General features: G+C 42.1%; 26 protein-coding genes. 11 read left to right on the top strand and 15 right to left on the bottom strand.

Translation table 11 applies throughout. The annotated features are described in order from the left end of the window. Positions 1 to 537: 537 nt before the first annotated feature. The gene (locus MmiAt1_RS00595; protein ID WP_318784976.1) at positions 538 to 792 is read right to left on the bottom strand and encodes a hypothetical protein; all 255 of its coding nucleotides are present in this window, start codon (positions 790 to 792) and stop codon (positions 538 to 540) included. 131 nt (positions 793 to 923) lie between these two features. Here MmiAt1_RS00595 and purF point away from each other — a divergent pair, with 131 nt between their 5' ends. After that, a complete protein-coding gene (purF, locus tag MmiAt1_RS00590; protein ID WP_318784975.1) occupies positions 924 to 2369 on the top strand; it encodes an amidophosphoribosyltransferase in 1446 nt (481 codons plus the stop codon). 20 nt (positions 2370 to 2389) lie between these two features. On the opposite strand, the gene MmiAt1_RS00585 is transcribed toward purF, so the two are convergent. The 11 genes from MmiAt1_RS00585 to MmiAt1_RS00535 form a co-directional block, all read right to left on the bottom strand. Beyond that, positions 2390 to 2791, bottom strand: a complete 402-nt coding sequence (locus MmiAt1_RS00585) for a hypothetical protein (protein ID WP_318784974.1) — start codon at positions 2789 to 2791, stop codon at positions 2390 to 2392. Positions 2792 to 2894: 103 nt separating this feature from the next. After that, on the bottom strand, positions 2895 to 3830 hold the full coding sequence (locus tag MmiAt1_RS00580) for a hypothetical protein (RefSeq protein WP_318784973.1): 936 nt from the start codon (positions 3828 to 3830) through the stop codon (positions 2895 to 2897). A 236-nt stretch (positions 3831 to 4066) separates the two neighbouring features. Beyond that, positions 4067 to 5026, bottom strand: a complete 960-nt coding sequence (locus MmiAt1_RS00575) for a HipA domain-containing protein (RefSeq protein ID WP_318784972.1) — start codon at positions 5024 to 5026, stop codon at positions 4067 to 4069. A gap of 23 nt (positions 5027 to 5049) precedes the next feature. After that, positions 5050 to 5370, bottom strand: a complete 321-nt coding sequence (locus MmiAt1_RS00570) for a HipA N-terminal domain-containing protein (protein WP_318784971.1) — start codon at positions 5368 to 5370, stop codon at positions 5050 to 5052. Next, a complete protein-coding gene (locus tag MmiAt1_RS00565) occupies positions 5367 to 5594 on the bottom strand; it encodes a helix-turn-helix transcriptional regulator (protein WP_318784970.1) in 228 nt (75 codons plus the stop codon). The genes MmiAt1_RS00570 and MmiAt1_RS00565 overlap by 4 nt, the downstream gene beginning before the upstream one ends. A gap of 476 nt (positions 5595 to 6070) precedes the next feature. Next, entirely contained in the window at positions 6071 to 7063 is a 993-nt protein-coding gene (locus tag MmiAt1_RS00560) for an ankyrin repeat domain-containing protein (RefSeq protein WP_318784969.1), read from the bottom strand. 165 nt (positions 7064 to 7228) lie between these two features. After that, a complete protein-coding gene (locus MmiAt1_RS00555; RefSeq protein ID WP_318784968.1) occupies positions 7229 to 7612 on the bottom strand; it encodes a hypothetical protein in 384 nt (127 codons plus the stop codon). 159 nt (positions 7613 to 7771) lie between these two features. Then, complete coding sequence (locus MmiAt1_RS00550) at positions 7772 to 9358, bottom strand: ankyrin repeat domain-containing protein (protein ID WP_318784967.1); 1587 nt, start codon at positions 9356 to 9358, stop codon at positions 7772 to 7774. 26 nt (positions 9359 to 9384) lie between these two features. Continuing rightward, positions 9385 to 10965 (bottom strand): ankyrin repeat domain-containing protein, encoded by a 1581-nt coding sequence (locus MmiAt1_RS00545; protein WP_318784966.1) that lies wholly within the window; start codon positions 10963 to 10965, stop codon positions 9385 to 9387. A 2-nt stretch (positions 10966 to 10967) separates the two neighbouring features. After that, positions 10968 to 11498 (bottom strand): hypothetical protein, encoded by a 531-nt coding sequence (locus MmiAt1_RS00540; protein WP_318784965.1) that lies wholly within the window; start codon positions 11496 to 11498, stop codon positions 10968 to 10970. Positions 11499 to 11687: 189 nt separating this feature from the next. Continuing rightward, positions 11688 to 13214, bottom strand: a complete 1527-nt coding sequence (locus MmiAt1_RS00535) for a DUF4261 domain-containing protein (protein WP_318784964.1) — start codon at positions 13212 to 13214, stop codon at positions 11688 to 11690. Positions 13215 to 13478: 264 nt separating this feature from the next. On the opposite strand from MmiAt1_RS00535, the gene MmiAt1_RS00530 reads away from it, so the two are divergent. Next, complete coding sequence (locus tag MmiAt1_RS00530; RefSeq protein ID WP_318784963.1) at positions 13479 to 13628, top strand: hypothetical protein; 150 nt, start codon at positions 13479 to 13481, stop codon at positions 13626 to 13628. A gap of 16 nt (positions 13629 to 13644) precedes the next feature. On the opposite strand, the gene cfbA is transcribed toward MmiAt1_RS00530, so the two are convergent. Continuing rightward, positions 13645 to 14166, bottom strand: coding sequence for a sirohydrochlorin nickelochelatase (gene cfbA, locus MmiAt1_RS00525; RefSeq protein WP_318784962.1), 522 nt, complete (start codon positions 14164 to 14166; stop codon positions 13645 to 13647). Positions 14167 to 14486: 320 nt separating this feature from the next. Between cfbA and MmiAt1_RS00520 the strand changes: the two genes are divergently transcribed. The 8 genes from MmiAt1_RS00520 to MmiAt1_RS00485 all read left to right on the top strand — a co-directional run bounded on the left by MmiAt1_RS00520 (position 14487) and on the right by MmiAt1_RS00485 (position 21219). Further along, positions 14487 to 14951, top strand: coding sequence for a metal-dependent transcriptional regulator (locus tag MmiAt1_RS00520; protein WP_318784961.1), 465 nt, complete (start codon positions 14487 to 14489; stop codon positions 14949 to 14951). A 464-nt stretch (positions 14952 to 15415) separates the two neighbouring features. Beyond that, a complete protein-coding gene (locus tag MmiAt1_RS00515) occupies positions 15416 to 15658 on the top strand; it encodes a glycosyltransferase family protein (protein WP_318784960.1) in 243 nt (80 codons plus the stop codon). Positions 15659 to 15727: 69 nt separating this feature from the next. Beyond that, complete coding sequence (locus tag MmiAt1_RS00510; protein ID WP_318784959.1) at positions 15728 to 16204, top strand: glycosyltransferase family protein; 477 nt, start codon at positions 15728 to 15730, stop codon at positions 16202 to 16204. A gap of 594 nt (positions 16205 to 16798) precedes the next feature. Further along, on the top strand, positions 16799 to 16975 hold the full coding sequence (locus tag MmiAt1_RS00505; RefSeq protein ID WP_318784958.1) for an indolepyruvate ferredoxin oxidoreductase subunit alpha: 177 nt from the start codon (positions 16799 to 16801) through the stop codon (positions 16973 to 16975). Continuing rightward, complete coding sequence (locus tag MmiAt1_RS00500; RefSeq protein WP_318784957.1) at positions 16972 to 18165, top strand: NAD(P)/FAD-dependent oxidoreductase; 1194 nt, start codon at positions 16972 to 16974, stop codon at positions 18163 to 18165. Before MmiAt1_RS00505 ends, MmiAt1_RS00500 begins: the two co-directional genes overlap by 4 nt. Before the next feature lie 110 nt (positions 18166 to 18275). Further along, positions 18276 to 19646, top strand: a complete 1371-nt coding sequence (locus MmiAt1_RS00495; protein ID WP_318784956.1) for an FAD-dependent monooxygenase — start codon at positions 18276 to 18278, stop codon at positions 19644 to 19646. A 112-nt stretch (positions 19647 to 19758) separates the two neighbouring features. Then, complete coding sequence (locus MmiAt1_RS00490; protein WP_318784955.1) at positions 19759 to 20406, top strand: hypothetical protein; 648 nt, start codon at positions 19759 to 19761, stop codon at positions 20404 to 20406. Positions 20407 to 20838: 432 nt separating this feature from the next. Continuing rightward, complete coding sequence (locus tag MmiAt1_RS00485; RefSeq protein WP_318784954.1) at positions 20839 to 21219, top strand: hypothetical protein; 381 nt, start codon at positions 20839 to 20841, stop codon at positions 21217 to 21219. A gap of 131 nt (positions 21220 to 21350) precedes the next feature. Here MmiAt1_RS00485 and MmiAt1_RS00480 read toward each other — a convergent pair whose 3' ends face one another. After that, complete coding sequence (locus tag MmiAt1_RS00480; RefSeq protein ID WP_318784953.1) at positions 21351 to 22799, bottom strand: TrkH family potassium uptake protein; 1449 nt, start codon at positions 22797 to 22799, stop codon at positions 21351 to 21353. A 24-nt stretch (positions 22800 to 22823) separates the two neighbouring features. Beyond that, a complete protein-coding gene (trkA, locus tag MmiAt1_RS00475; RefSeq protein WP_318784952.1) occupies positions 22824 to 24164 on the bottom strand; it encodes a Trk system potassium transporter TrkA in 1341 nt (446 codons plus the stop codon). A 289-nt stretch (positions 24165 to 24453) separates the two neighbouring features. On the opposite strand from trkA, the gene MmiAt1_RS00470 reads away from it, so the two are divergent. Further along, on the top strand, positions 24454 to 25170 hold the full coding sequence (locus MmiAt1_RS00470) for a uracil-DNA glycosylase (protein WP_318784951.1): 717 nt from the start codon (positions 24454 to 24456) through the stop codon (positions 25168 to 25170). The last annotated feature ends 92 nt before the right edge of the window (positions 25171 to 25262 follow it).

The raw sequence follows: 25262 nt of genomic DNA, 5'->3' as shown, positions 1-25262 counted from the left end.
TTTCGGTTTTGAAAAAATCGAAACATATATTTAATTTCGTTTCCTATTTTTGATTAAGTAGAGATTTATGTCTCTATCATGGTGTACTCTACCAAGGAATTCATTCCGAAAGTGAGAATGGAAAAAGTGGTGTACTCTACCAAGGGATTTATCCCGAAAGTGAGGATTTTAAAACAGAGGTGTTTTATCACCTCCTAATTTCTTTTATTGATTTTTTAACTTTCATGCAGAATTGCAGAAATATTTTTGGATTGATTGCGGTCAAAAAGAGATTGGTTTTCGTTGAATAATTCCGATTTGTCATTTTATTCTTGTTTTATTTTCAATCTTTACAGTTTCGCTTTTTTGAATTTTTTTGTGTTAATTTTTGAATAATTTTTGAAAATCATGACAAATTCCGTCTCATTTATCCGTTTTTTAATATGAACATTAATGAAAAATAACTTAAAATATAACTACGAATTATTCTTTTTTGTTTACATTATTCATCCGCATTTATACAGCAGTCGCTTGTCTGTTTTTCTTCGGAACCGGACTTTAGCGGCGGCTGTCTGGTCCGCGGCTTTCAAACATCAACGCAGCATCTTTAAAAACAACGCAACGGCTGTAAAAACAACACAACAGCTGCAAAAACAACACAACAGCTGTAAAAACAACACAACAGCTGTAAAAACAGCGCAACAGCTGTAAAAACAGCACAACAGCTGTAAAAACAGCGCGACGGCTGTAAAAACAGCGCGACGGCTGTAAAAACAGCGCGATAGCTGCAAAAATAAAAAACAGCACAAACAAAAAAACAATACAAACAAAAAACAAAAAAATAAGTATTGTTTTTAACCGCTAATTATTTCATAAAGCTTGAATGAAAATAATAAAACTTTAAGTTTGAATTTTAAGTTTGAATTTATAAATGGGTGATAAATTTGAAGGAAGAATGTGGCGTTGCCGGTGTTATTATTCATGACCCTGCGCCGCCGACAAATATTGTTGCTTTTAAACTCTATTATGCGCTTTACGCGCTGCAGCACCGCGGTCAGGATTCAACCGGCATTGTTGTTTTTGACGGTACAAAACCGAGATCTATCAAACGTATGGGGCTTGTTTCCGAAGCTTATTCCCGTGACACGCTTCAAGATATCGTCGGTTATGTCGGTGTCGGCCATGTCCGAAACGCAACATACGGCACTCAAAATATTGAAAACTGCCAGCCTTTCGTTTTAAATTTCAAAGGCGGCACAATCGCGATTTCTCATAACGGTAATTTGGTGAACAGCGAAGAACTCAGAGATGAGCTTGAATCTGAGGGACGCATTTTTACAACAGCTCTCGACGCCGAAATCATCGGCCTTCTTTTGGTTAAAGAATTACTCAAATCCGAACCCGTTGACGCATTAAAATCCGTCATGAAACGCATTCTCGGCTCTTACGCGCTCACAATTATGATCAACGGCGACCTTTATGCCGTGCGCGACCCGATCGGCAACAAACCGATCTGCTACGGCGAAATTGAAGGCGGTTATGCGGCGGTTTCTGAAAGCGTTGCGCTTGACACGATTAAAGGAAAACTCGTCCGCGACCTCAAACCCGGGGAAATTATGATTTTCAAGAAAACCGGTGAAGTCGAAAGCATCATGACAACGGACGACAGTTTTGCCGCCCATTGTGTTTTTGAATATATTTATCTCGCCCGCCCCGACTCAATCATTGACGGCAAGCTTGTTTATTCCGCCCGCGAAAGAATCGGAAACGAACTCGCGCGCGAACACCCCGCTGCCGCAGACATCGTATCACCCGTCCCCGACTCCGGAATTGCGGCCGCCATCGGGTATTCCCGCGAATCTGAAATTAAATATTTGGAAGGCCTGATGAAAAACAGATACATCGGCCGAACTTTCATTCTCCCGCACCAAGAAATGCGTGAAATGGCCGTCCGTCTGAAAATGAACACAATCGGCGAAAATCTCAAAGACAAAAGCGTTGTTCTCGTTGATGACAGCGTTGTCCGCGGCACGACATCGCGCAGAATTGTTGACATGATTAAAGATGCCGGCGCCAAAGAAGTGCACCTGCGCGTCGCAAGTCCGCCGATTATCGCGCCCTGCTACCTCGGCATTGACATGCCGACCCGTGCCGAGCTGATTGCAACGCACAAAACAATCGAAGGCATCTGCGCCGCCGTGAACGCCGACACAATCGGCTACCTCAGCGCAGAGGGACTTGTCAAAGCCATCGGCATTGACAAAAGCAGACTTTGTCTCGGCTGCATCAACGAACTCTATCCCGTCCCGATTCCGGGCGAAAAATGCTACTGTGACAAGCAGAGCAAAATGAATGATTTCGTGCCTGAGGAAGAAAAAAAGGTTGAGTAATCCTTTCATCACGAAAAGGATTACTCCTTCTTTTTCTTCTCAAAATTTTTATATTTTATATCATTTATTTCAAATAAGCCAGTTACTACATCATAAGTTGATGACAATGATACAGTAATTAAAAATAATTCAAAAAACGTTTGAATAAATAAATGAATTTCATTTATATTTTCAAATTCTAATATTGAATCTATAAATAATAGTGGATTTGCAATGTAAATAAAAATAGCTATTATAAAACATACGAAAATGCATTGAAAATCTTTTTTCAAATTATTAAAGTATTTTTTAATATTTTCTAAACCTTCATCTCCATATTCAAATTCTTCATAACGTAAAAAACCAAATATTATAGCTAAAGCTGTTAAAACCCCGGCAAACAATATTCCAATTATTTCTGATGTATATCTTAATAAATCCAAGTATCCGTTCTAATTTTGTTTGATGGAATACCAAACAATCCAACTTACTATTACTAATAAGACTGTAATTGTGAATATATTTCTCAATATTACTAAAATTTCATTATTTTCTAGTTTCTTGGTCATATTTTTTTCCAACAATTTCAATTATCTCTTCAATATCTTCTTTGTTTTTTACATCTTTTCGTTGTTTTTTGATTGGAACGTAAATTATTGTTTGATTACTTGTGTATGAGTCATCATCAGTTTCAATTTTCCATGATCCTTCTGCGGTATTAACCCATTCGACAGCTTCTACTATTTCTTTATTTTCTTTACTGATTTTTAGTCCGCCAATCTCGTTTACGATTGCTGATTTGAGACTAATTGCATTTGTCGTTTGATTCAATTTATCCATGTATTTTTTTAGAGGAAGATTTGTCAAACCAAATAAGTTCGGCATATCAATGACGAATTCAATTTGTTTTATTTTCTTTTTTGAATCGACAATTTCCCAAAATGTTTCTTCAGTGTATATTGGATTTATTTTTGCTGACCAACCTATCTTTATTAAATATCTGTTTATATGTTTTTCAATTGCTTTATACAAATTTTCTTCTGTTGGAAATTTTCTTTTATCTCGTTCTATGGCAATCATTTGTCTTTTTCTGTCCCAAACAAATATTACATTTGGATATTGTAATTGTACATCTTCTTCAAAAATACTATCTTTTTCATCATATGAAGGAACTTCTTCTGTTTTTTCTTTTCCAATTCTTCCTGCTCTTAATTCTCCCGTTTCATCATTTATAATTAAATTTCCAAATAGGAGTGTATTTTCATTTTTTCGATCTGGCACATATTTTCTATGTTCAATGAGTATTTTCTCAACCAGTTCTACAACTTCTTTTTTTTCTATTTTTTTGGATGGTTTTTTATCATCGGGGGGTGAAAGTTGTAATGATTCATTGGATATTATTTGATTTTCTGGAAATATCTCAAAATAATCATCTAATGTGTTGTTTTTTCTTACTGAGTAATGTAAACAATAAAAGCGCATAAATTAGGTATTATTTTCATAATATATAAATTAAAATTTCAATCAATTAATCTTTAATTTTCAGCCCCTGCTATAATCAACATATCAACAATTTCAGTAAATCTGGGTTCGCTCGTGTATCTGCTGAGCGTTGTCAACCGTGTTTACATCGGCCTCCGTTTTCAATCAGCAATGAAACAAAATCGCTGTTGCTGCGTGGGCAACGCGCAAATGTCAAGAACAAATTTTAATGATGATTACATCAATTCCAATTTCTCGGCTCTTTCATGAACGAGCGCTTTATATTTTTCTTTCATTTCATCGGGGAGGAAACTTTTGTCGATGAAATCGAACCAAAGCGGGACTGTTTCTTTGAAATTTTTGAAAATATTCTCTATGCTCACCGGATTGATTTTCATTACTTCAAATGATTTGCAGAAGTCACTTTTACTGATTCTCTTTTTAGATCCGTTTAAAAAAAGTGCGGTTTCCTCTGTATCTTCGGGCAAAATTAAATTTGTCGGAAGCATATCATAAGCAGCTGACAATTGGTATTCGTTTTCGTATTTAATCAATGAGAAATTTTTTAAATGCATATCCGAATTTCCTGTCAAAAAACAAAAGATCAACTGTTCTGCAAAAATAATCAAATCAAGCCCGGGTATTTTGGAATGCTGCTGAATTTTCTTCGAAATTTGTTCATAGGATCCTTTATATTTGTCTTCTGTCAGTCTTCCCGTCAGCTGGCACATATCTTCCATATGTATCTTGTTTCCGGTTTCATCTCGATCTATTCTTTTTGTAATGTAGCAAAGATTTCCGTCTTCAAACCGAATCAATGAATGCGGGACCACTTTGATTCCGGATAATTCCGCTAAATGCATTGTCAAATCTTCAAATTCCGGTAAATTTTTGTATGCCTGCGTCTGCGGTTTTAAAATATATCTTCCCCAAAGGCCGACGATTGTAAATTTTTTCGGTGTGTTTTTCACTTTCTCAAGATCTAAAGATAATTTCGGCTGTGCGCCTGTAACTGCCGTTTGTGACTGTATGACATTTAATGCTAATTCTGCGATTTTATCTTGTGTATACGGCAAAAGCGGCTGCGTTTTTGTCCCGAAGATTTTTTTGGAGCAGACCGGATGGAAATCTCTGATTCCTTCTTCAATCTCTTTTTCTGTGAATTTTTCATAACAGAAAAGGCATTTCTTTGACATTTTTTCCGCCTCAATTTTTCTTTTTATTCCATCGGCCGCACACTGACTGCGCCGATACAATCTTTACAGCATGTTAAAAGCAATCCCATCCGGTCTTTTTTTGAAATTTTCCAATTGGTTTCGGCGATGTCCAAAAGCCAGCCCTCCGGAATCAAACCATCGAAAAACGGAAACAATATTTGGCTTTCATGAGGCGCTTTTTGAAGCGGAATTGTCAGACTGACGGCTTCAGTATCTTTTTGATTTAAGTATTCCTCATTATATTGAAAAATATAATTTTCCGTTCCGCTTTCAGTTAATATGCCGGCAAATTTATCCTTCATGTAAATTTTTGCTTGTCTCATTCAAACCATTCCTCACGATTCATCGGAACAACACCGAGTTGACTGCCGAACAGAACCAAAACTTGATTCACTTTATCCATACGCAATGTTTTTTTTCCTTGTTCCATTTCTCGAACAAAACGAAGACCGACACCTGCTTTTTTTGCAAGTTCTACTTGTGTCAAACCCGTTTTTCGCCTCTCCTCTTTCAAATATGCTGAAAGAGAAATGTTCTGATTTTCCATACAATCACCTGCTTTTTTCCTCTATATATATGACTCGATTTTTTATTTTATACCCGATATGATGTTTATTCTATAGTATAGAGTAATTTATACCCGTTAGGAATTATGTGTTTAATGATTATACCCATTAAGAACTATTTGTTTAAAATTTATACCCGATATGAATTATGTGTTTAAAGATTATACCCTTTAAGAAGTATTCGTATAAAAATTATACCCCAAAGGGACGTTATTCTAAAGACTACATCAAATTAATACAAAACGGGTATAAAATATCGATTCAGTTTTAAATTTAATTTTAGAGATTTAATCGGATAAAAATATGTTAAAAACTTAAATTCATTAACCCATTAAAAATAAAAACACACCCGGGTGTCAATGTAATTAAAAAAGAGGTTTGAATTAAAAAGAAAAATGAAAAAATGAAAAAAGAAAATTGAAAAAAAGAGAAAAATTGAGATTATTTCTAACCCCAATCAATTCTCAGCCCCTGCCATAATCAGCATTTCCACAATCTCGGTAAATCCGGATTCGCTCGCATAATACAATGCACTCTGCTGCGCGTTATCAACCGCATTGACATCGGCTTCATTCTCAATCAACAGCGAAACAAAATCGTTGTTGCCGCGCGATGCCGCGATAATCAAAGGCGTTTCCGAACTTTCGTTTCTGAAATTGACATTGGCGCCGCCTTTGATTAAAGATTTTCCGATAAATTGGTTCCCCATTGCCGCCGCATAATGAAGGGGGGAACTGCCGTCAAGAAGTTTTAAATTAGCGTCGGCGCCGTTTTCAAGAAGCAGATCCACCAAATGAATGTTGGCATTCATCGCGGCAAGAATGAGCGGGGATTCGCCGCTGTCATTTAATTCATTGACGCTGTCTTTGCTTTTGCTCAAAAGCGCAATCACAACTTCACTCTGGCCCGCGGCAACCGCCTGATGAAGCGGCGTGTTTCCGTAATTGTCTTTTTGAGACAGACCGGCGTCATCATCCGCCAAAAGCGCAATGATATCGCGAAGGCCCGCCGATGTGGCATAATCCAAAGCGTTGTGATTGTTGTTGTCTTTAATTGATTTATCGACGCCGAGCAAAAGCAGCTGGCGCGTGATTTCGGACTTGCCGGCGGCAACCGCGTAGATCAACGGTGTTTTTCCGTCCGTGTCGGTAGCGTTGACATCCGCGCCGTTTTCCGTTAAAATTGTGATGATTTCTTTATTGCCGGTTTTCGAAGCGGCATGAAGCGGTGTTGCGCTTTGATTGTTGGCAAGACCTGTGTCGGCGCCGTTTTCAACCAGAAGCTTGACAATGTCGCGCGCGCCTTTCTGCGCGGCGTAATAAAGCGGCGTGTTGCCGTTGGCATCGCGTTTGTTGTAATTGATGCCGCCTTTTTTGACAAACGTTTCAACAACGCCTTTCTGCCCGTTTTTACAGGCGTTTAAAAAAATATTATCCATATTTGTTCCCATTATTTCACCTTTTATTTTTGATTTATTTTGATTTATTTTGATTGTTTTAATTGCGCTCATTGCTTAATTTGCTTTAATTTGTTGAATCTATTTTGATTTAAATTCTTTATAATCAGGAAGTATAAACATGTAATGAATTGGTTGGTGCCGATTTTTTTGTTTGTGTTATTTTCCGTTTGTGCCTGCACGGCAGTTTGCGTTTCCGATCGGAGGGCGGTTGCCGGTCCGGGTGGAGGGCGGTTGCCGTTCCGAGCGGAGGGCGGTTGCCGTTCCGGGTGGAGGGCGGTTGCCGTTCCGGGTGGAGGGCGGTTGCCGTTCCGAGCGGAGGGCGGTTGCCGTTCCGAGCGGAGGGCGGTTTGCATTTGCACTCGGGCCTGCAGTTTGCATTTCCGCTTGCATCTGCTCTTTTTTATCACATCCGTTCGCTTCGCGAACGGGGGCACTTGTTGGCGGTCTCCGTTTCGCCTTTACCTTACCGATTTCGTTAATACAGTTGCCGCCTGCTGACCCGGTTCCACTGCTGCCTGCAACTGTCCGCTGCGTCTGCAACTGTCTGCTGTCACCGGTTGTTGCTGCCGCCGGTTGTTGCTGCCGCCGGTTGTTGCTGCTGCCGCTTGCTGCCGTCTGCCGCCGCGCGCGAGCCGCATCAATTTTTCAAAATGAATTGAAAAACCGACACACGTTTTTGATATTAGTTGATAATGATTCTCACATTTTTGACAGCAAAAACTTCACCAGCGGTTCGTTGTTCTTTTCCGTCGCGTAATCCAGCGCTGTTTTTCCGTCGTTGTCGGTGTGGTCCGGCCGCGGATCGCCGACGTCAAACATGTATTCCGCCATTTGTTTTGCACCCGTTGTGCTGCGGTTGTTTGCGGCATAAATGAGCGCCGTCTTTCCGAATTTGTCAATGGCGCCGACATCGGCGCCGGCTTCCAGGAGCGCAATCTGCTGATTTTCAATGACATCGAAATCCGAAGCGCAGATGTTCATCAGCGGCGTCGTGCCGTTCAGATTCGGCAAATTGATGTCGGGGCTGTAATCCATAACAATGTCAATCATGTGACTTTTTAAACGGAAGCCGTTGTAGCCGGTTCCGGCGGCCGCCCGGGAAGCCAAATTCAAAAGCGTTTCCCCTTTGTTTGTGACAATGCCGTTGATATCAAAACCCGCGTCAACCAAGCTTTTCAGAATTTTTGTCGGACGTTTCTCTTCAAAAACCTTGAAATTCGTTCGGAGACTCGCATCCGTCGTAAAGAAATGAGCAACGGCCGCTCTTTCTTCCGTGTCCTTGAAATTCGGATCGGCGCCGCCTTCAAGCAAAATGGAAACCGCTTCCGCGTCAAAATTTTCAACCGCAACGGCAAGCGCGGTTTTCCCTTTAAGCTTAAACTCTTCATCGCCGGCAATTTCATTCGGATCCGCGCCGAGCTTTAAAATTGCGCGAACAGCCTCATAATCTTTCTTCTCAACCGCTTTATGAAGCGTCATCGACCCCGACTGAAGAATCAGTTCCTGCTCTTCATCGCCGGCGTCTTTTGAATACGTTCCCGAAAGAAGCGCCGCCATTTTCTTATCCTCGCTTTCAATCGCGAAATCAAGCGCCGTTTTGCCGTATTCATTCTTTTCCGTCGGATCGACGCCGGCCTCCAAAAACGCCTCAGCCGTCAGGAAATAATTTTCAACAACCTGCTTCTGCTTCAAATAATCCGCTTCATAATCCGAAAGCTGCTTCTCATACGATTCCGAAGGCTTTTCTTTCTCTTTTTCCGCTTTCCGGTCATAATCACGCTTGGCATATCCGAGCGATGTAATCTCATGCCGGACCTGTTCAGCCGCAAAATGAACGCCCGTATACCCGTGCTTGCCGAGACCCGTCAGCTTCGCGCCTTTATCATGCAGCGCCCTGACAAATTCATAATTGCCTGCTTCTCCCGCGGCATGATAGCAGGCATTGCCGTTATCATCCTTTCGAAGCACACTGACCTTTCCGTCCAGCAGCAGACCGGCCGTCTTATAAACAGCATCCGGCGCCGGCTGAAAATCGCGGCGGTCCCCCTTTGCCAGCAAATGAAGCGGCGTTTCATTGTAACGGTTGAAAACAGTCGGCTTTGCGCCGCTTTTCAATAAATAATCAACCGCTTCAAAATCAGAATACTTCGCCGCGATATGAAGCAGCGAATTGCCGCTGTAATCATCCGCAAAATCAACATCTTCCGCTGATTTGTAAAAATTCATAATTTCTTCGCGCATCGATTCTTTTCCTGTATACAGTCGAGTCAGATCAGATATTTGCATTTGAGCACCTTTTTGCTTTTAACACATTACATTTTTGAAAGCAGGAATTTGACCAGCATTTCATTGTCCCTTTCGGCTGCGTAGTCCAAAGCCGTTTTGCCGTCATTGTTTACCGCCTCCGGCCGCGTGCCGCCGAAGTCAAACAGGATGTCGGCAATCCGCTTCGCATCCAATTTATTGGAATTGCAGGCAGCATACATCAGAGGCGTGTTTCCGCCCCTGTCGGCCGCATCCGTCCGCGCGCCGGCTTCAAGCAGCGACAATAAAACCGGTTCGATTTCATTAAATTCTAAAAGACAGACACCCATCAGAGCCGTCTGCCCGTCTTTGTTCGCCGCGTTAACATCAGCGCCGCGGCGAAGCAATTCATCAACCAAAATATTTCTTAAAACCAAATGATTGTATCCCGGCGACCGATTCGGTGACAGGCATGCCGCCGTTAAAACCGTGTTGAGATTATCGTCAGCCGTATCATTAATGTCCCAGCCCGCGTCAACCAGCATTTGAACGGCTTTCGGCGCTTTATTTTCAATAAAAACATCCTGATGAACATTAATCATTGTGATGTACGAAAACATGTAAGCCACCGCCGTCATGCCGTTGCCGTCCTTAAAATTTGGATCCGCGCCTGCCGCCAGCAAAATTTCCATGCATTCCGTATGAATCACGCGCGCGGCAACCGCAAGCGGCGTCATGCCTTTAAACCGCGCTTCATCGCTGATTTCATTGACATCCGCGCCGAGCGCAATAACGGAACGAACCGCTTCAAGATCTTTGTTAATCACCGCTTCATGAAGGGACATACCGCCGGCTTTGGCTTTCAGCTCGGCATCGCCGGAATCTTCGCCGCCTTCTGTGTAAGAACCGTCCAAAAGCGCCGCAATTTTATTCGCCCCGCTGCTTTTGGCAATTTCAATCGGCTTTTGGCCGTTGTTATTGATGTCCTCGGGATCAACACCGGCGTCCATAAATGCTTTAACGGTTTTGAAGAAATCTTCCAAAAAATTCTGCGCGTTTTCCATTTCCCGCTCCAGCTCTTCCATGCTTCGCGGGCTTGTATTCTTGGATTCGGCAATTTCCGCTTTCTTTTGATCGATAAATTTCTGCGCCGTTTTGATTTTATCAACCGCGCGGCGGGCACTGTAAGCGGCAATGTGAAGACCGTTTTCGCCGTCGTCATCCGTTCCTTTCAAACGCGTTCCCTTATCGCAAAACGCCTGCACCAATTCCCAATTGCCGTCGCGCGCGGCGTGCAGGTAGCAAGTTTTGGCCGTCTCATCTTTTTTGTGCGGATTCGCCTTGGCATCCAAAAGCAAAACAGTTGCTTTGTACATATTTCCGGGCGGCGGCCGCTGTGTCACACGAGCTGTTTTTCCGAGAGAATCTAAAGGCGTTCCGCCGTAACGGTCTGCCGCATTCGGATCGGCGCCGTTTGCAAGAAAGATTTCAATCAGTTCGACATCGGCAAAGCTGACTGCGACATGAAGCGGCGTGTTGCCGCTTGAGTCTCTTTCGTTAACGTCGGCCGTTTGACAGAATGCGACCAGCGCTTCGCGGGACAGGCTGCCCCTGTTAAAATAATAATTGAAAATCTCATTGCACGCCATTCTCAGATCACGCCTTTGTTTTTCTGCGCTTCTCCCACCGCTTTTTTGACATTTCCGTAATTCTTATCGGCGGGCTGCAAAACGGCGGCGTAATTCATCACGCCATCCCAATTTTCAAGCGCGGCGCAGACATCAATCAGCAATCGGAGAACATTTCTTTTGGCAGACTCCGGCAGCAGTTCGGGCAGTTTTTGCGGCATCGGTTTCAAATAATCCGTTTGTCCGGCTTCCGACTGCGCCAAAATTGTAAACGTGTTCTGCGCCGTCAGCGGGTTTTTCGGAACCGGCGCTTTTTTCTTTAAGGCCGCCGATGCTTTTTCAAGTTTTTCAAACGCCTGCTGCTTCTCGCCGGCAAAATAAAAACAAAGCGCCAGATTATATTGCGCCGCAATTTGATTTTCATCCGACGTTAATTTTGAAAAGAGCAAAAAAGCATCTGCGTAAGCGCCGTTTTGCATCAATGTCATTCCGGCATCAAAAATGCCGGCCGGATTTTCCGTGTTTCCGACATTCGGTCTGCTGTCTCCGAGCATCTTTTAACTCCCCCGAGCTCTCCTGAACTCTTTTTAATAATTTTTAAAATCTTTAATAATCTTAAAAATTTTTAATAATTTTTGAAATCTCTAACAATTTTTAAAATCTTTAATAATTTTTAAAATCTTTAGCAATTTTTAAAATCTTTAACAATTTTTAAAATTTTTACAATTTTTAATTAATAGTCTTTAATAATCAATTTTTAAGGTGTACCCTTCCAATGCAATCCCTTTGGTTTTTGAAATTTTCAGTTTTTGGAAATCCGTAAAACCGATGGTTTCGCCGTCCTGCAGCGTGATGTCATTGGACAAAACATAATAAGAAATGTCAATCAAAAAATCATGAACGGATTCCGGCATTTCCGCGCTGCCGACAATTTCAATTTCTTCTTTGCCGAACATCCGAAGGCCGTAAGTGTAGCCGCCGGTTCCTTTATCGGAAGTGTAAACGCCGAAATAAATCCAATTCAAAATCGGCAAATCGCCTTCATTGATCAGATCGGCCACATCGATGTAAAATTCCGGCTGCAGAACCGTGCCCGACGTATAAATGCCGACCGCGTTTGTCAGCTTCAGGCAGCTTGCCGCAACTTTCGTAAACAATATGCCCGCATCCACCGCCGGCTGTCCGCGGTCAAGAACGGCCAGCAGCACTTGAGCCACGTGCGTTTTTGTGACTTCCGCCGCGTTCGGCCAAAGATAATTGGTTTCCGCATAATGCTCGGCTTCGCCTTTCGGAACGGGACCTTCAAGAAAACTGACGGCAACAGTCATTCCGCCGGACTCGAAAACCAAAGATTTGTCATCGGAAACGTCGGGGTTTTCTTCCGAGTCTTCCCGAATCAAAATGTCCCAGTCATTTTTCAGATGAGATTTAATTTCTTCGACATCAAAATCAAAAGAATTCAAAAGAACAAAACCGGCAAACGGCCCGGTCTGCGGCAGATTTTCCGCGCTTCCGGAGGTGCTTAATCCGGCCTCTTCCTGCTGTTTCAAGGCTTCATTCATCCGGGCTTCAAGAAGCATGTCGACAATCGAAATTGCTTTTTCTTCCGCCGTTTCGGGATCATATTCTTCCGATTCGCTGAAAACATGACCGCAATGTTCCAAATCGCGCCGTCGGTAACCGCCGCAGACTCCGAGCAGCCACGGCTCTTCGGCTGTTTTTTTGTATTTGAAAATGTAATAATGATACCCGTGAAGGTCAAATTCGCCGGCCGGCTTAATTTCAGCCGGTTCAATTTCGGCCGGTTCAACTTCAGCCGATTCTTTTCCGAGTTTGTTTTCATGAGAAAGCCAATCAATCATTTGTGCCAAAGCGGCTTTTTCCTGCTCGGGTTTGATTTCCGCCGCTTCTTTGAGTTCTTCCCGAATCCATTTCAGGAACTCTTGAGCGTTATTGTCTCCGGGATCGGATTCCAAAACACGCTCAAATGCTTTTTCGGCCGGTTCCAGATAATCCAGATAATAATAAGCAAAACCGATTCGGAAATGCCACAGGATGTCATATTTGCCTTCATCTTTGACCGATAAAAGAAGGAGCAGCGCTTTTTCATACTCGTCTATGTTGTTGTAAGCGCGCGCCAAAAGGCAGATCATCTCATATCCGCGCTCTTCCTCGGGAAGGTTGAGAATCAGTTCGATAATTTCATCATGCGCGTCATTGTCATGCAAATTTTCAATTTGCTCCGATATTTTTTCAATTTCTGCTGTCATCTGCCGATATCCTCTATTTTCCGCATATTTCTTATTGAAAATAAATGCTAAAAATGATACATAACTCTATCCGTCATTTGAAAAAAATAATGATTGAGATATCAAATTCCTTCAATAAAAAAGGTCGGATTTTATCCGAGGTCCGCTTCGCGCGTGAAAGGTGCGGATATGAAACAAACCAAAACGCATGCCGGTTTTGACAGAATAAAAACAAAAGCGGGATAAACAGAATCAGAAGCAGAGCAAATAAAAAAGTAAAAACAAATGAAGAAGAAAGCAAAAACAAACAAAAAACAAAAACAAACAAAAACAACAAAAAACAAACAAAAAGCAAAAAACAAAAACAAACAAAAAGCAAAAAACAAAAAACAAAAAAACAACAACAAAAAACAAATAAAAAGAAATAAAAATTGAAAGGAAAACTTTCAATTTAAGGGTTTAAAGCGCGCTCCATGACGATATCGACAATTCTGTCGTCGGCGCCGAGCGGCTTTTTGTAAACGATTTCAACGTCGTCGGGAATGTCAACGGGGTCGCCGTGGTGGTGACCGTGGTGATGACCGTGCCCGTGGTGGTGACCGTGCTCATGTTCGTGGTGATCATGTTCATGGTGGTCGTGGTGATGGCCGCCGTGTTCGGGGTGGTCGTGGCCGTGATGACCGTGACAGCCGCCTTCGTCTTCTTTCAAAAGACCGAGAATTCTCGGGATGTCTTTTTCTGTGTGTGTTCCGGGCGCCAAAAAGACGGGAACGACGATAATTCTTTTAGAGCCGCCTTCGATGATTTTCTTCAGCGCGTCGGGAATGGAAGGTTCGTTAAATTCCATCAAACCGATTTCAACGTTTTCGAATTCATTTCTGGCTTTCACTTTTTCGGCGACATCCAGGACCAATTGTTTGGAATACGGGAGTTTGCTGCCGTGGCCGACCAATAATAAAGTTTCTTTTGTCATGATAACTCAACCATTTATTTCAACGAATGAATGCATCTCAAGAGGTTTCTATGTTATATAAGTATTGTGAATTCGCATAAAGTATGAAATTCGGAACGGATAATAACACCATAAAATGAATAAATGACAGATAGACCGCAGATTCAGATTTATGAAAAACGTTTAAATAATTAGAACTCAGATTATGAAATAATTTTCTACAGAGAGAAAAATATTCGTTTGACAATACTAATTTAACATAATCCGAATTAACAAAACCCGAACAACAGTTCGAAAAAACGATCTCAGGGATTTAAAAACGAGCAAAGAGGGAATAAACTATGACATCTGAACGAAAAGAAGATTATTTGAAAACAATTGACAAAATCGTTACCGAGAAAGGATATGCCCAAGTAAAAGATATATCCCGCGAATTAGACGTCGGACCGTCAAGCGTCACAGGAATGCTGAAAAAGCTGACAGATGACGGATACATCAATTATGAAAAATACGGCGGCGTCACTTTAACGCAGAAAGGCAAAGAAACCGCCAACAGCACGCAAAAGAAATACACGACGATTAAAGATTTCTTGATTGCGCTCGGCGTTTCCGAACACGTTGCCGAAGACGATGCCTGTAAAATGGAACACATTATTACACCCGACACGTACGACATTTTCCTGCGTTTCTGCGAATTTTCAATGACGGAAAAAGGCACGAACCAAATGGAACACTTCAAGAAATACTGTGAAACCGGCGAAGTTGAAAAATGCACATGCGGTGCCGTCAGAACTCAAAAATTATAAATTTCGCCTCGACATTCCATTTTTTGTTTAATTTTCATTTATTTCCAATCTTCAATCAAGAAGTGCATAATTTCATGACCGCGCAGGTCATGAAATTCAAACACTTCCGCAGGCTATTGTTGAGCATATTTCTATTCTTTTAATTTCTTTTTATTTTTCATTCATTTTTGATTTCTCTTTATTTTTCATTCATTTTTGATTTCTCTTTATTTTTCATTCATTTTTGATTTCTCTTTATTTTTCATTCATTTTTGATTTCTCTTTATTTTTCATTCATTTTTGATTTCTCTTTATTTTTCATTCGCTTTTGATTTCTCTTTATTTTTCATTCACTTTTGATTTTTTTTATTTTTCATTCATTTTTAATTTCTCTTTTATTTTTCATTCATTTCCGCATTTATTTTTAATACAGCAATCATTCTTTCCGATAATGTTATATCCGTTTCACTTATTAACAGAAAACAATGAAACCGATAAAAACCGTCATCCCGTTTAAACCCGACAATCCGAAATCGCGGTTGTCTTCCGTGTTTTCAGAAGATGAGCGGAAGCAATTTGTCAGGCTGTCTCTTGAAAATGTTTTATCGGTTCTGAAAGAATCCGGCATCCGGCAGATTGAAATTTTATCAAAGGGAGAACTGAATCCCGAAGATGAAATGCTTTTTGATTCGATGGCGGACGAAAGTTTTTGCGTCTCCGTGACATAGGATGAACGGGATTTAAGCACCGCTGTTAACGCGTACTTGAAAGGATCCGATCTCCCGGTATTGATTGTCATGGCGGATTTAGCGCTTTTAAGAAAAGAAGACATTGAAGCAATGACGGCGCCGCTTTCAAATGTGAATTCAAATAAAAGGTCTGGAAATTTGAATGAAAATTCAAATGAAAAAATAAATGAAAATCCGAATGAAAAAACGAATGAAGGCCTGAATGGAAACCGAGATGAAAATTCGGATGAAGGCCGAAACGAAAAATTGATTCGCATTGCGCCGGGAAAAGACGGCGGCACAAATATGATGTTTATCGGAGCGCCCGATGTTTTTGAAGTGAATTATTACGGCGAAAGTTTTAAAAAACACAAAGAAGAAGCCGAAAAAAAGAATTTGGTCTGCGAAATTCACGAATCTTTTTTTGCGGCGGCGGACATGGATGAGCCGGAAGATTTGAAAGACATTTTAATTTTTGAAAATGGTCCGATTCATGAATTTATCAGTATGATTCTTAATCGGAATAAAACAACTCAAGTCGACTGAATTTAAGATCCGCCGATAAATCAAATTTTAAAGATACATTTTTAATGACTTTCTGAGTTTTTATGATTCGGCATTGTCTTTTATTCCATGGTTGACGCTTAAAATGATTATTACCGTTAAAAAATAAAAAACGGAAATGTTATATAAGTTAAACAATATGTAGTAGTTAATAGACACATGTCTGTTAAAGAACGTGTGTCTATTAAAAAAATATCTAAATACGATATTCATTAAAAAATAAAAGAATTGAAAAGATATGCGATTCATCACGGCAGATAAAAACAGAATCGAATGCGCCGAGAAATTATAAAAAGTATGAAAGTTATCACTTTTTAAATAATTGGCATAACACCGTTCTGACACCGGTCGGCTAAAACGTAAGGTAAAATCGAATATATATTTTCGAAAATATTAAATAACATCTGCGTTATTTTTCAAAATGAATGAAAAGATGCGGTCGAATGCCGGGAAGGATGAATCGGCAGGATAAGGCATTTATAAAAGAATTAATTTAACAGTCATTGACTACGTTGTTTATTATTTTAAAACAAAACTTTTTACACTATTTCCAATCCCCATTCAGGTGACATTAAAGTGACAGTTATCGTAAATCGAAACAAATGCGGTTATTGCGGCGCGTGTGTGGCAGTTTGCCCGACGATGGCCTTAGATCTCAAGGAAGTTTGGATTGATGTTGACGACAGCCTTTGCAACAGCTGTTCAACATGCAAAAAAGTATGCCCGGTCGGCGCAATTGAGGTGCAGAAATGAAAGACGCGTACGATGTCATTGTCGTCGGTGCGGGGCCGGCGGGATCGGTTGCCGCAAGATATGCCGCGGAAGGCGGCGCATCAGTTCTTTTGATTGAAAAACGCCAGGAAATCGGAGACCCGATCCGCTGTGCGGAAGGTGTCGGAATTTATGATCTGGACAAATTTATTGATATTGAAGAACGGCTGATTGCATCACCGATTAAAGGCGCAACCATTTACGTCCCGGACGGAACATCCATTAAAATGCGTGCTAAAGACGAAGACCAAATTTACGGCTACATCTTGGAACGCAAAATCTTTGACCGCGCGCTTGCCGAAAGAGCCGCAAAAGCAGGTGCCGAAGTTTATACAAAAACATCTGCAACCGGTTTAGTTATGAAAGACGGCAGAGTTGCGGGCGTTAAAGTCAAGCGTTTGGGTGTTGAAAAAGAAATTTCTGCAAATATCGTCATCGGCGCCGACGGCGTTGAATCCAAAGTCGGCAGATGGGCGGGCATTAACACAACATTGAAACCGTCCGATATTGAAACCGGCGTTCAGTATTTAATGGCGAATATTGAAATTGATCAGGATAATGTTGAATTCTTCATGGGCAACCAATTCGCCCCCGGCGGTTATGTTTGGATTTTCCCCAAAGGTCCCGGACGCGCAAATGTCGGCATCGGCCTTCTCGGCAGCAAAATCAAAGACGGCGGCCGGCCGGTGGATTACCTGAACAAATTCGTTGAAGAACGGTTCCCGAACGGCAAAATCATTGAAATGGATTACGGCGGTGTTCCGGTTTCAGGCGGCATTGATAAAATCTACGGCGCAGGCATTATGCTTGTCGGCGATGCAGGACAATTGTCAGACCCGATTACAGGCGGCGGCATCAAACACGGTCTTTGGTCGGGAGAGATTGCAGGAACTGTGGCGGCGGAAGCTGTTAAAGCCGGTGATTTCACAGAAAAATTCCTTAAAAAATATCAGAAAAACTGGGAAGACAAATGCGGAAAACTCTTGAGCCGCGATTTGATTTTGAAGGAATATTACATTAACATGTCTGACGAAGAAGCAAACGAACTTGTCAAATCTTTAAAAGACGTTGACTTTACGGGCGTTTTAGAAGTCGGCCAGCTTGTTAAGATCCTCGCAAAAGTCGACAAAAAATTATTATTGAAATTGGGCGCGAATCAGATCGGCTTATAAGCCGGTTGATTTCCCTTTTCTTTTTATTATTATTTTCGTTCTTTTTTAAAAACAATTAAAACAAATTGTATTATAAAAATTTATGAATACACTTAATTCCGGTGTTAAAAATGAAAACGGAATACGATGTCATTGTCATCGGCGCAGGTCCTGCCGGATCCGTTGCCGCAAAAACGGCGGCAGAAAAAGGATGCAGCACTCTTTTAATTGAAAAACGACAGGAAATCGGAGTTCCGGTTCGTTGTGCCGAAGGAACTTCCAAAACCGAATTAATGAAATTTGTGGAGATTGACCCTGCTTTTGTCTGCGCCGAACTGCATACGGCCGTTGTTCACGCGCCCGACGGCACTTCCTTTTCGATTACGACAAAGATGTCGGGCATTGACGGCGAGGCCGGAATCATTTTGGACCGGAAGATTTTTGACAGACATTTGGTAAAATCGGCAGCTGACGCAGGCGCAGATGTTTATGTCAAAACGCCGGCAGCAGATTTGATTTTTGAAAACGAAACGGTCGAAACAAACAAAACCGATGAAACAAACAAAACCGATGAAACAAACAATACCGATGAAACAAACAAAACCGATGAAACAAACAAAACCGATGAAACAAACAAAACCGATGAAACAAACAAAACCGATGAAACGAACAAAACCGATGAAACAAACGGAGCTGTTTGCGGTGTTGTTCTCAATCATCTCGGGGAAGAAAAAAGAATTCGTTCAAAAATCGTTATCGCTGCGGACGGAATCGAATCAAAAATTGCGAGGCGGGCGGGCATTGACACGACTTTGAAATTAAAAGATATCGAATCAGGCGCTCAGTTTTTGCTTTATGACGACTCTTTTGACCAAACCAAATGCGAAATATTCATCGGAAAAGAAATTGCGCCGGGCGGCTATGTTTGGATCTTTCCGAAAGGAAACAAAACCGCAAACGTCGGCATCGGAATTGCGGGAAACAGTGAAGGAAAAAGGCAGGCAATTGATTATTTGGAAGAATTTGTCGCCGAAAAATTTCCGAACGCGCAGATTCTCGGAACATTTTTCGGCGGGATTCCGTCTTCCGGCGGCTTGAGAAAGATAACGGCAGACGGACTCATGCTGGCCGGCGATGCCGCGCATCAGACAGATCCGATTACGGGCGCAGGCATCAGGTATGCGACATATGCCGGCGAGATGGCGGGCCGAACAGCTGCGGCCGCCGTTGCCGCGGGAGACTGCAGCGACAGATTTCTGAAAAAGTATCAAGATGAATGGGATCAAACGCTCGGGAAAACAATTCGCCGCAATTACAAAATAAAAGAGGCATATATTTCGTGGACGGATGAGGATATGAATCATATCGCTCAAATGGCTGCGGGTTTGCCGCTTGAAGATTTTGAATTGAAAGAAGCGATTATCGCGGTTTTGAAATCGGATAAAAAATTAATGTGGAAAATGAAAGGCGTTTATTTTGATCTTTTGAAATCCGTGATTTAACAAATTCATGATTTGTCATTCACGATTGGGCAAATCCGTGTTTAACAAATCTGTAATTGAACGTTTTCATCCGATTCCGAACTTATTAATAAAATTGAGCCTATTAAAAAACATGAAAAAAATTGAAACTTTCATTTTAATCGTCATGCTTTTCTTCGTATCAGCAATTCCGGCTCACGCCGATTCAATGATTGCGCCGATGCCTTATGAAATTGATTTTGAAGGGCAGGATCTTGTTTTTCGGATGGTTCCGTCAGATAATTACAACTGGAATCAAAGTATTCCTGAGGAATCCGGCTTGTATGTGAAATCGACCGGAGAGAAAATCTACACTGTCAGTGAATACTTTTATCAGGAGCTTTACTTCTCAGCGGACAGGATGAGTTTTGCCGCAATGACCTGGCAGGAAACAAATGAAGACAGAGGTATTGTTTTTTGTATCAGCGGAACAATGAATCCTGTTCGAGTAACGGATTTGATGAAAGATTTGGATGCCCGAAAATATTCGGTGAGTCATTATAATTGGGAACAGTATAATGAACGCGTTTATGACGAAAAAAACAGTACGCTGTCGATATTAACAAATGACGGAATCCGCTACACATTCGATATCAATACAGGAGAAATCATTCAAACAAGTGATGAAAACGCAGCATTTTTACCGGGCAGCACATGGGTGTCGATTGCAATTCTGGCAATTATTTTGATTGGCAGCGTTTTGATTATCTATTTTTATTGGAAAAGAATTGAAAAGAAATGAACCGGATTTTCTTTTCACTTTTTATTTCTCATTTATTTTCGTTTTTGTTTCTCATTTTCGTTTTTGTTTTTCATTTATTCTATTTTTGTTTTTTCAGATTGATTAAAACCAAACATCCGTTTTTCAAAATTATCAAACCCGAACTCCCGATAAAACCCGAAAAAACAAAAAGGCGAAAGGAAGCTCAAGCAAAAAACGGAGTTCAAATTTTTTGAAAAATGAAAAAACACGATGTTTCATTTCAGAAAAATAAACGAAAAAACAAAGTAACCGCCTCCAATCGCGAGTTTTACGAGCATTGTGAATAAAAGGAATGATTGGAGATTCGTTCCCGTGAATTAAAGAAAGTTCAGAAGCCGGCGTATTGCATTAATTGTTGCATTAATTATTAGAATGCACTACAGGCGACATACTAACAGAAACAGACCAACAGTGGCGGGTTGGCAGTGGCGGGCGTATCCGGCAGCGGACTGGCAGCGGCGGGCGTATCCGGCAGCGGGCATTGGCCATATGCATCATCTCATTTTTAGCACATCCGCTCGCTACGCGAGCGTGGGCACAGATTACCTTACTGTTTGCGTTTGCACAGCTACCCTGCCGATTCCGTTTGTACAGCTACCTTACTGTTTGCGTCTGCGCTGCTACCTTACTGTTTGCGTTTGCACAGCTACCCTGCCGATTCCGTTTGCACAGCTACCTTACTGTTTGCGTTTGCGCTGCTACCTTACTGTTTCCGTTTGCGCTGCTACCTTCAGGTTTCCGTTTGCCGTTGCTGTCCCGGGTTTGCGTTTGCACTGCTGCCTGCATTTGTAAATACAGTTGCAGACTTGCCGGCCTGCTTGCTGCTGCCGCTGCCTTCGCGCGAGCCGCTCCGTTTTTCAAAAAAAATACAAAATCCACCCTCGGGTTTTCAAAAATGAAAGGAAAAACGTTTCGTGGTTTTGTTACCGTTTCCAGAATTCTCTTGTGAAGAGCAAAATGACGGTGTAAATTTCAAGTCTGCCGATCCACATGTTGGCAATCATGATGACGCGGGCGAGTACGGGGAACTCGGTGAAGCTGTCAAACGGGCTGATCATGCCGAAAATCGGGCCGATGTTGCCGAGCGTGCCGATTGAAGTTGTGGCAGCGGTGATTAGGTCTAACTCCAGGATTCCTAAAAGAACGGTGCTGATGACGAAAGCCAGGAGGTACAGAATCATGAAGGAGATGGTTGAATTGACAACTTCTTCATTCAGGCTTCTGCCGTTGTATTTGATCGGCTTGACGGCGTTGGGGTGCAGGAATTTGAAAACGTCGCGGCGGGCGTGGCGCAGCAGAATAATCCAGCGGACAAATGTCGGACCGCCGGCGGTTGAGCCGGAACAGCCGCCCGAGAACATCGCGAGAAGTAAGATGATTTTGGCGGCGTCGCTCCATAAGTTGTAATCAACGATGACAAAGCCGGTTGTCGTCATGATGCTGCTGATTTGGAAAAAAGCGTAGCGGATTGATGTCAGCGGGTCGTAGCCCATATCCCGAATCAGGATGACGGTCAAAACGGCCGAAACAATCAGAAAGAAGAAAATGTATGTCCGGAATTCTTCGTCTTTTGTCAGGTACCGGATGCCTTTCGTTGCGGCTTTGTAAATCAGCGCGAAATTGGTTCCGGCAATCAGCATGAAAATGATAATGATGATTTCGGTTTTGAAATTCATGAACGGCAGAATGCTTGTATCATAAGGCGCAAATCCGCCGCTGGACATGGTCGACAAAGCAAAAATGGCGGCGTCGTAAACGGGAAACTCGAAGACAAACAAAATGACGGCCAGCAAAATGGTTGCCCCGATATAGAAATACCAGAGAATTTTGGCCGTGCTGCTGATTTTGGGACTGATTTTGCCTTCCGTCGGCCCCGAAAATTCCATTTTGTAAAGCTGGCGCCCTCTCATGTTGACTTTCGGGATGACGGCCAGGAAAAGAGCCACGACTCCGAGACCGCCGAGCCACTGTGTCAGACTTCTCCAAAACAGAAGACTTTTCGGCCAGATGTCGATTTCCGTCAAAATGGTGGCGCCCGTTGTCGTCACGCCCGACATCGCTTCAAAAAAAGCGTCAAACGGCGACAAACCGGAAAGCAGAAACGGAATCGCGCAAAAAACAGCGGAAAACAGCCAGCTGAGCGCGACAATCGCATAACTTTCGCGAACGGTCCATTCGCTTTCATTGTCTTTTGTGTAATAGCCGAAAATGAGACCGAAAACCCCCGAAACAAGAATCGAAACCGCAAACGGCAACATCGGCTCATGATAATAATAAGCCAGAATCAGAGGAATAATCTGAACAAGCGCCAGCAAAAAAAGAATTTTGCCGACAATTGAAAGAATATTTTTTAAACTGATGCCCCTTGCCATAACTCAACCTGCCGATCTCTGCGATTACTTAAACAGTTTATTCAATTTGGAATAAGCTTCGGGCTTTGAGAAAACAATCACGCGGTCGCCGGGAAGAATAACCAGGCTGCCGTTTGGGATTATCGGATCGCCGTTTCGGACAACCATGCTGATAATCGCATCAGCCGGAAAACGCAATTCTTTGACGGGCTTTCCGACGATTCCTGATTTGTCCGTGACCAAATATTCCAGGATTTCAGACTGAGCCTGCGGAAGCGCGCGCAGTGTCTCAACGCTGGTTGCAAGCGTCAGGCGCAGCACTTCATTGATGGTTGCATTTCTTGTGCTGAGTGCAATGTCGATTCCGACCATTTCAAAGACAGGAATGTAATCGGGATGCGTCGTCCGGCCGATGATTTTTTTCGCGCCGAAGTGTTTGGCCATCAAACCGCACAGCAGATTTTTTTCATCGCTGTCGGTCACGGAAACAACCACATCGGAATTGCCGGCGCCTTCTTCTTTCAGAAGGTCAATATCGGTCGCATCGCCTTTTAAGATTAAAGAATGCGGCAGCAAGTCAACGACTTCCAGGCAGCGCTCTTCATTTTGTTCGATAATTTTGAGATCAATATGCGGGTCTTTATCAATCAGATTGGCCAAATAAAAGCCGACATCGCCGCAGCCGATTAACAGAATTCTTTTCTTTCTTTTTTTCGCGGTTTCGGTTTCGGGCGAAAAAAGCGCTTCGACTTTCTCAATGTCGTCTGTTTTAATGATAACAATAACGTGATCGTCGGGCACAAGATAACTGTCGCCGTTTGGGATGATGACGTCGCTGCCGCGCAGAATCGCGCCGACCGTACACACTTGATTCAGGTGAAGATCTTTAAAGGATTTGCCGATGAGCGGATTGGATTCGGAAATGATAAACTCAATCATTTCGACTTTGCCTTCGGCGAAAACTTCGACGTCGACGGCCCCGCGGATATAGAGAAGTTCGGCAATTTCGGATGCCAAAGACAATTCGGGACAAACCATCACATCGACGCCGACTTCGGGTTTTTGAGAAACGGGTTTTTTGATGTAATCGGGATTGCTGACACGAGCAATTGTTTTGACTTTGCCCTGAGAAATTGTCTTTGCCGCAAGACAGGACAGAATATTGACTTCATCGTTGCTGGAAACCGCAACAAAAAGATCAAAAGCCGGCAGCTCTTTTAAAAGATCGACATTCGCGCCGTTTCCGACCATGACCTGAACGTCTAATTCGTTGGCGCGGGCAGCGCGGTCGGTGTCTTTGTCAATGACAATGACATCATTTTTATCCGACATGACTTTGGCGATGTTGTACCCCACTTCGCCGGCCCCGATAACAACCACTTTCATGGAAATTCATTCCGTATTTTAAAATTTTATAATAAATTATGAGCATTAGAATAAAACTTCTAATTTTATAAATTGAACCAACAATCGATTCCATTTCCCGCTGCCGAGATGACGGAGAAGGATTTCAAGAACGAAATCGGATAATTGAATAAACCAATAATAAAACAAGAATGTGTTAATATATATAATTTAAACCCTTTTGTCATTTCAAGCAAAACCTGACGGAGAAACAGACAAAATTCAAAAAACAAGATCGAGAGAGATTTTTTAAATAAAGAGAGGGATAAAAGTGGAAATCAAAAAATCGAATCCGGAAAAAGAGGCGGAAAAGAATCAGGAAAAGAATCAGGAAAAGAATCAGGAAAAGAATCAGGAAAAGAATCAGGAAAAGAATCAGGAAAAGAATCAGGAAAAGATTGAAAAAAAAATCGGTGAGAATTCCGAAATTACCGCCGATCTTGTCCGCGGCGGTTTTCCGTATTTGGAACAGAAAATACGGGAATGCAGAAACTGCGCGCTTTCCGAGACCGTGACGAACAAAGTCATTTCAAAAGGATCAAACAGCCCGAAAGTGGTTTTCATCGGCGAAGCGCCCGGCAAAAATGAGGATGAGACAGGCATCCCGTTCTGCGGACGCGCCGGAAAACTGCTGGACAAATTCATCGAGTACATGGGATTAAAAGACGACGAATGGGCTGTCATCAACACGCTGAAATGCCGCCCGCCCGCCAACCGGACGCCGACAAAAAAAGAAATTGAAACATGCCGCCCATTCATGGAAACACAGCTTGAGCTGATGAAGCCCAAAATTATCATTCTTCTCGGAAACACCGCCGAAAAAGCATACGGGGAAAAATTGGAGTGGGGCGAATCAAAAATAGATGAAAGCGGAACGCACATTGTCAAAATATTCCATCCGGCCGCTTTGATTTATCAAAGATCGCGGGAAGCGGAACAATACGCGTATTTGGACAAATACCGCTATCTGTGGGAAGAAGAAAGCTAAAAAAAGCTAAAAAAAGCCAAAAAAAAAAAAAAAAAAAAAAAAAAAAAAAAAAAAAAAAAAAAAAAAAAAAAAAAAAAAAAAAAAAAAAAAAA

This window comes from Methanimicrococcus hacksteinii (genome assembly GCF_032714515.1).
Lineage (GTDB): Archaea > Halobacteriota > Methanosarcinia > Methanosarcinales > Methanosarcinaceae > Methanimicrococcus > Methanimicrococcus hacksteinii.
The sequence above is the reverse complement of the archived record's forward strand: the minus strand, read 5'-3'. Positions and strand labels throughout refer to the sequence as shown.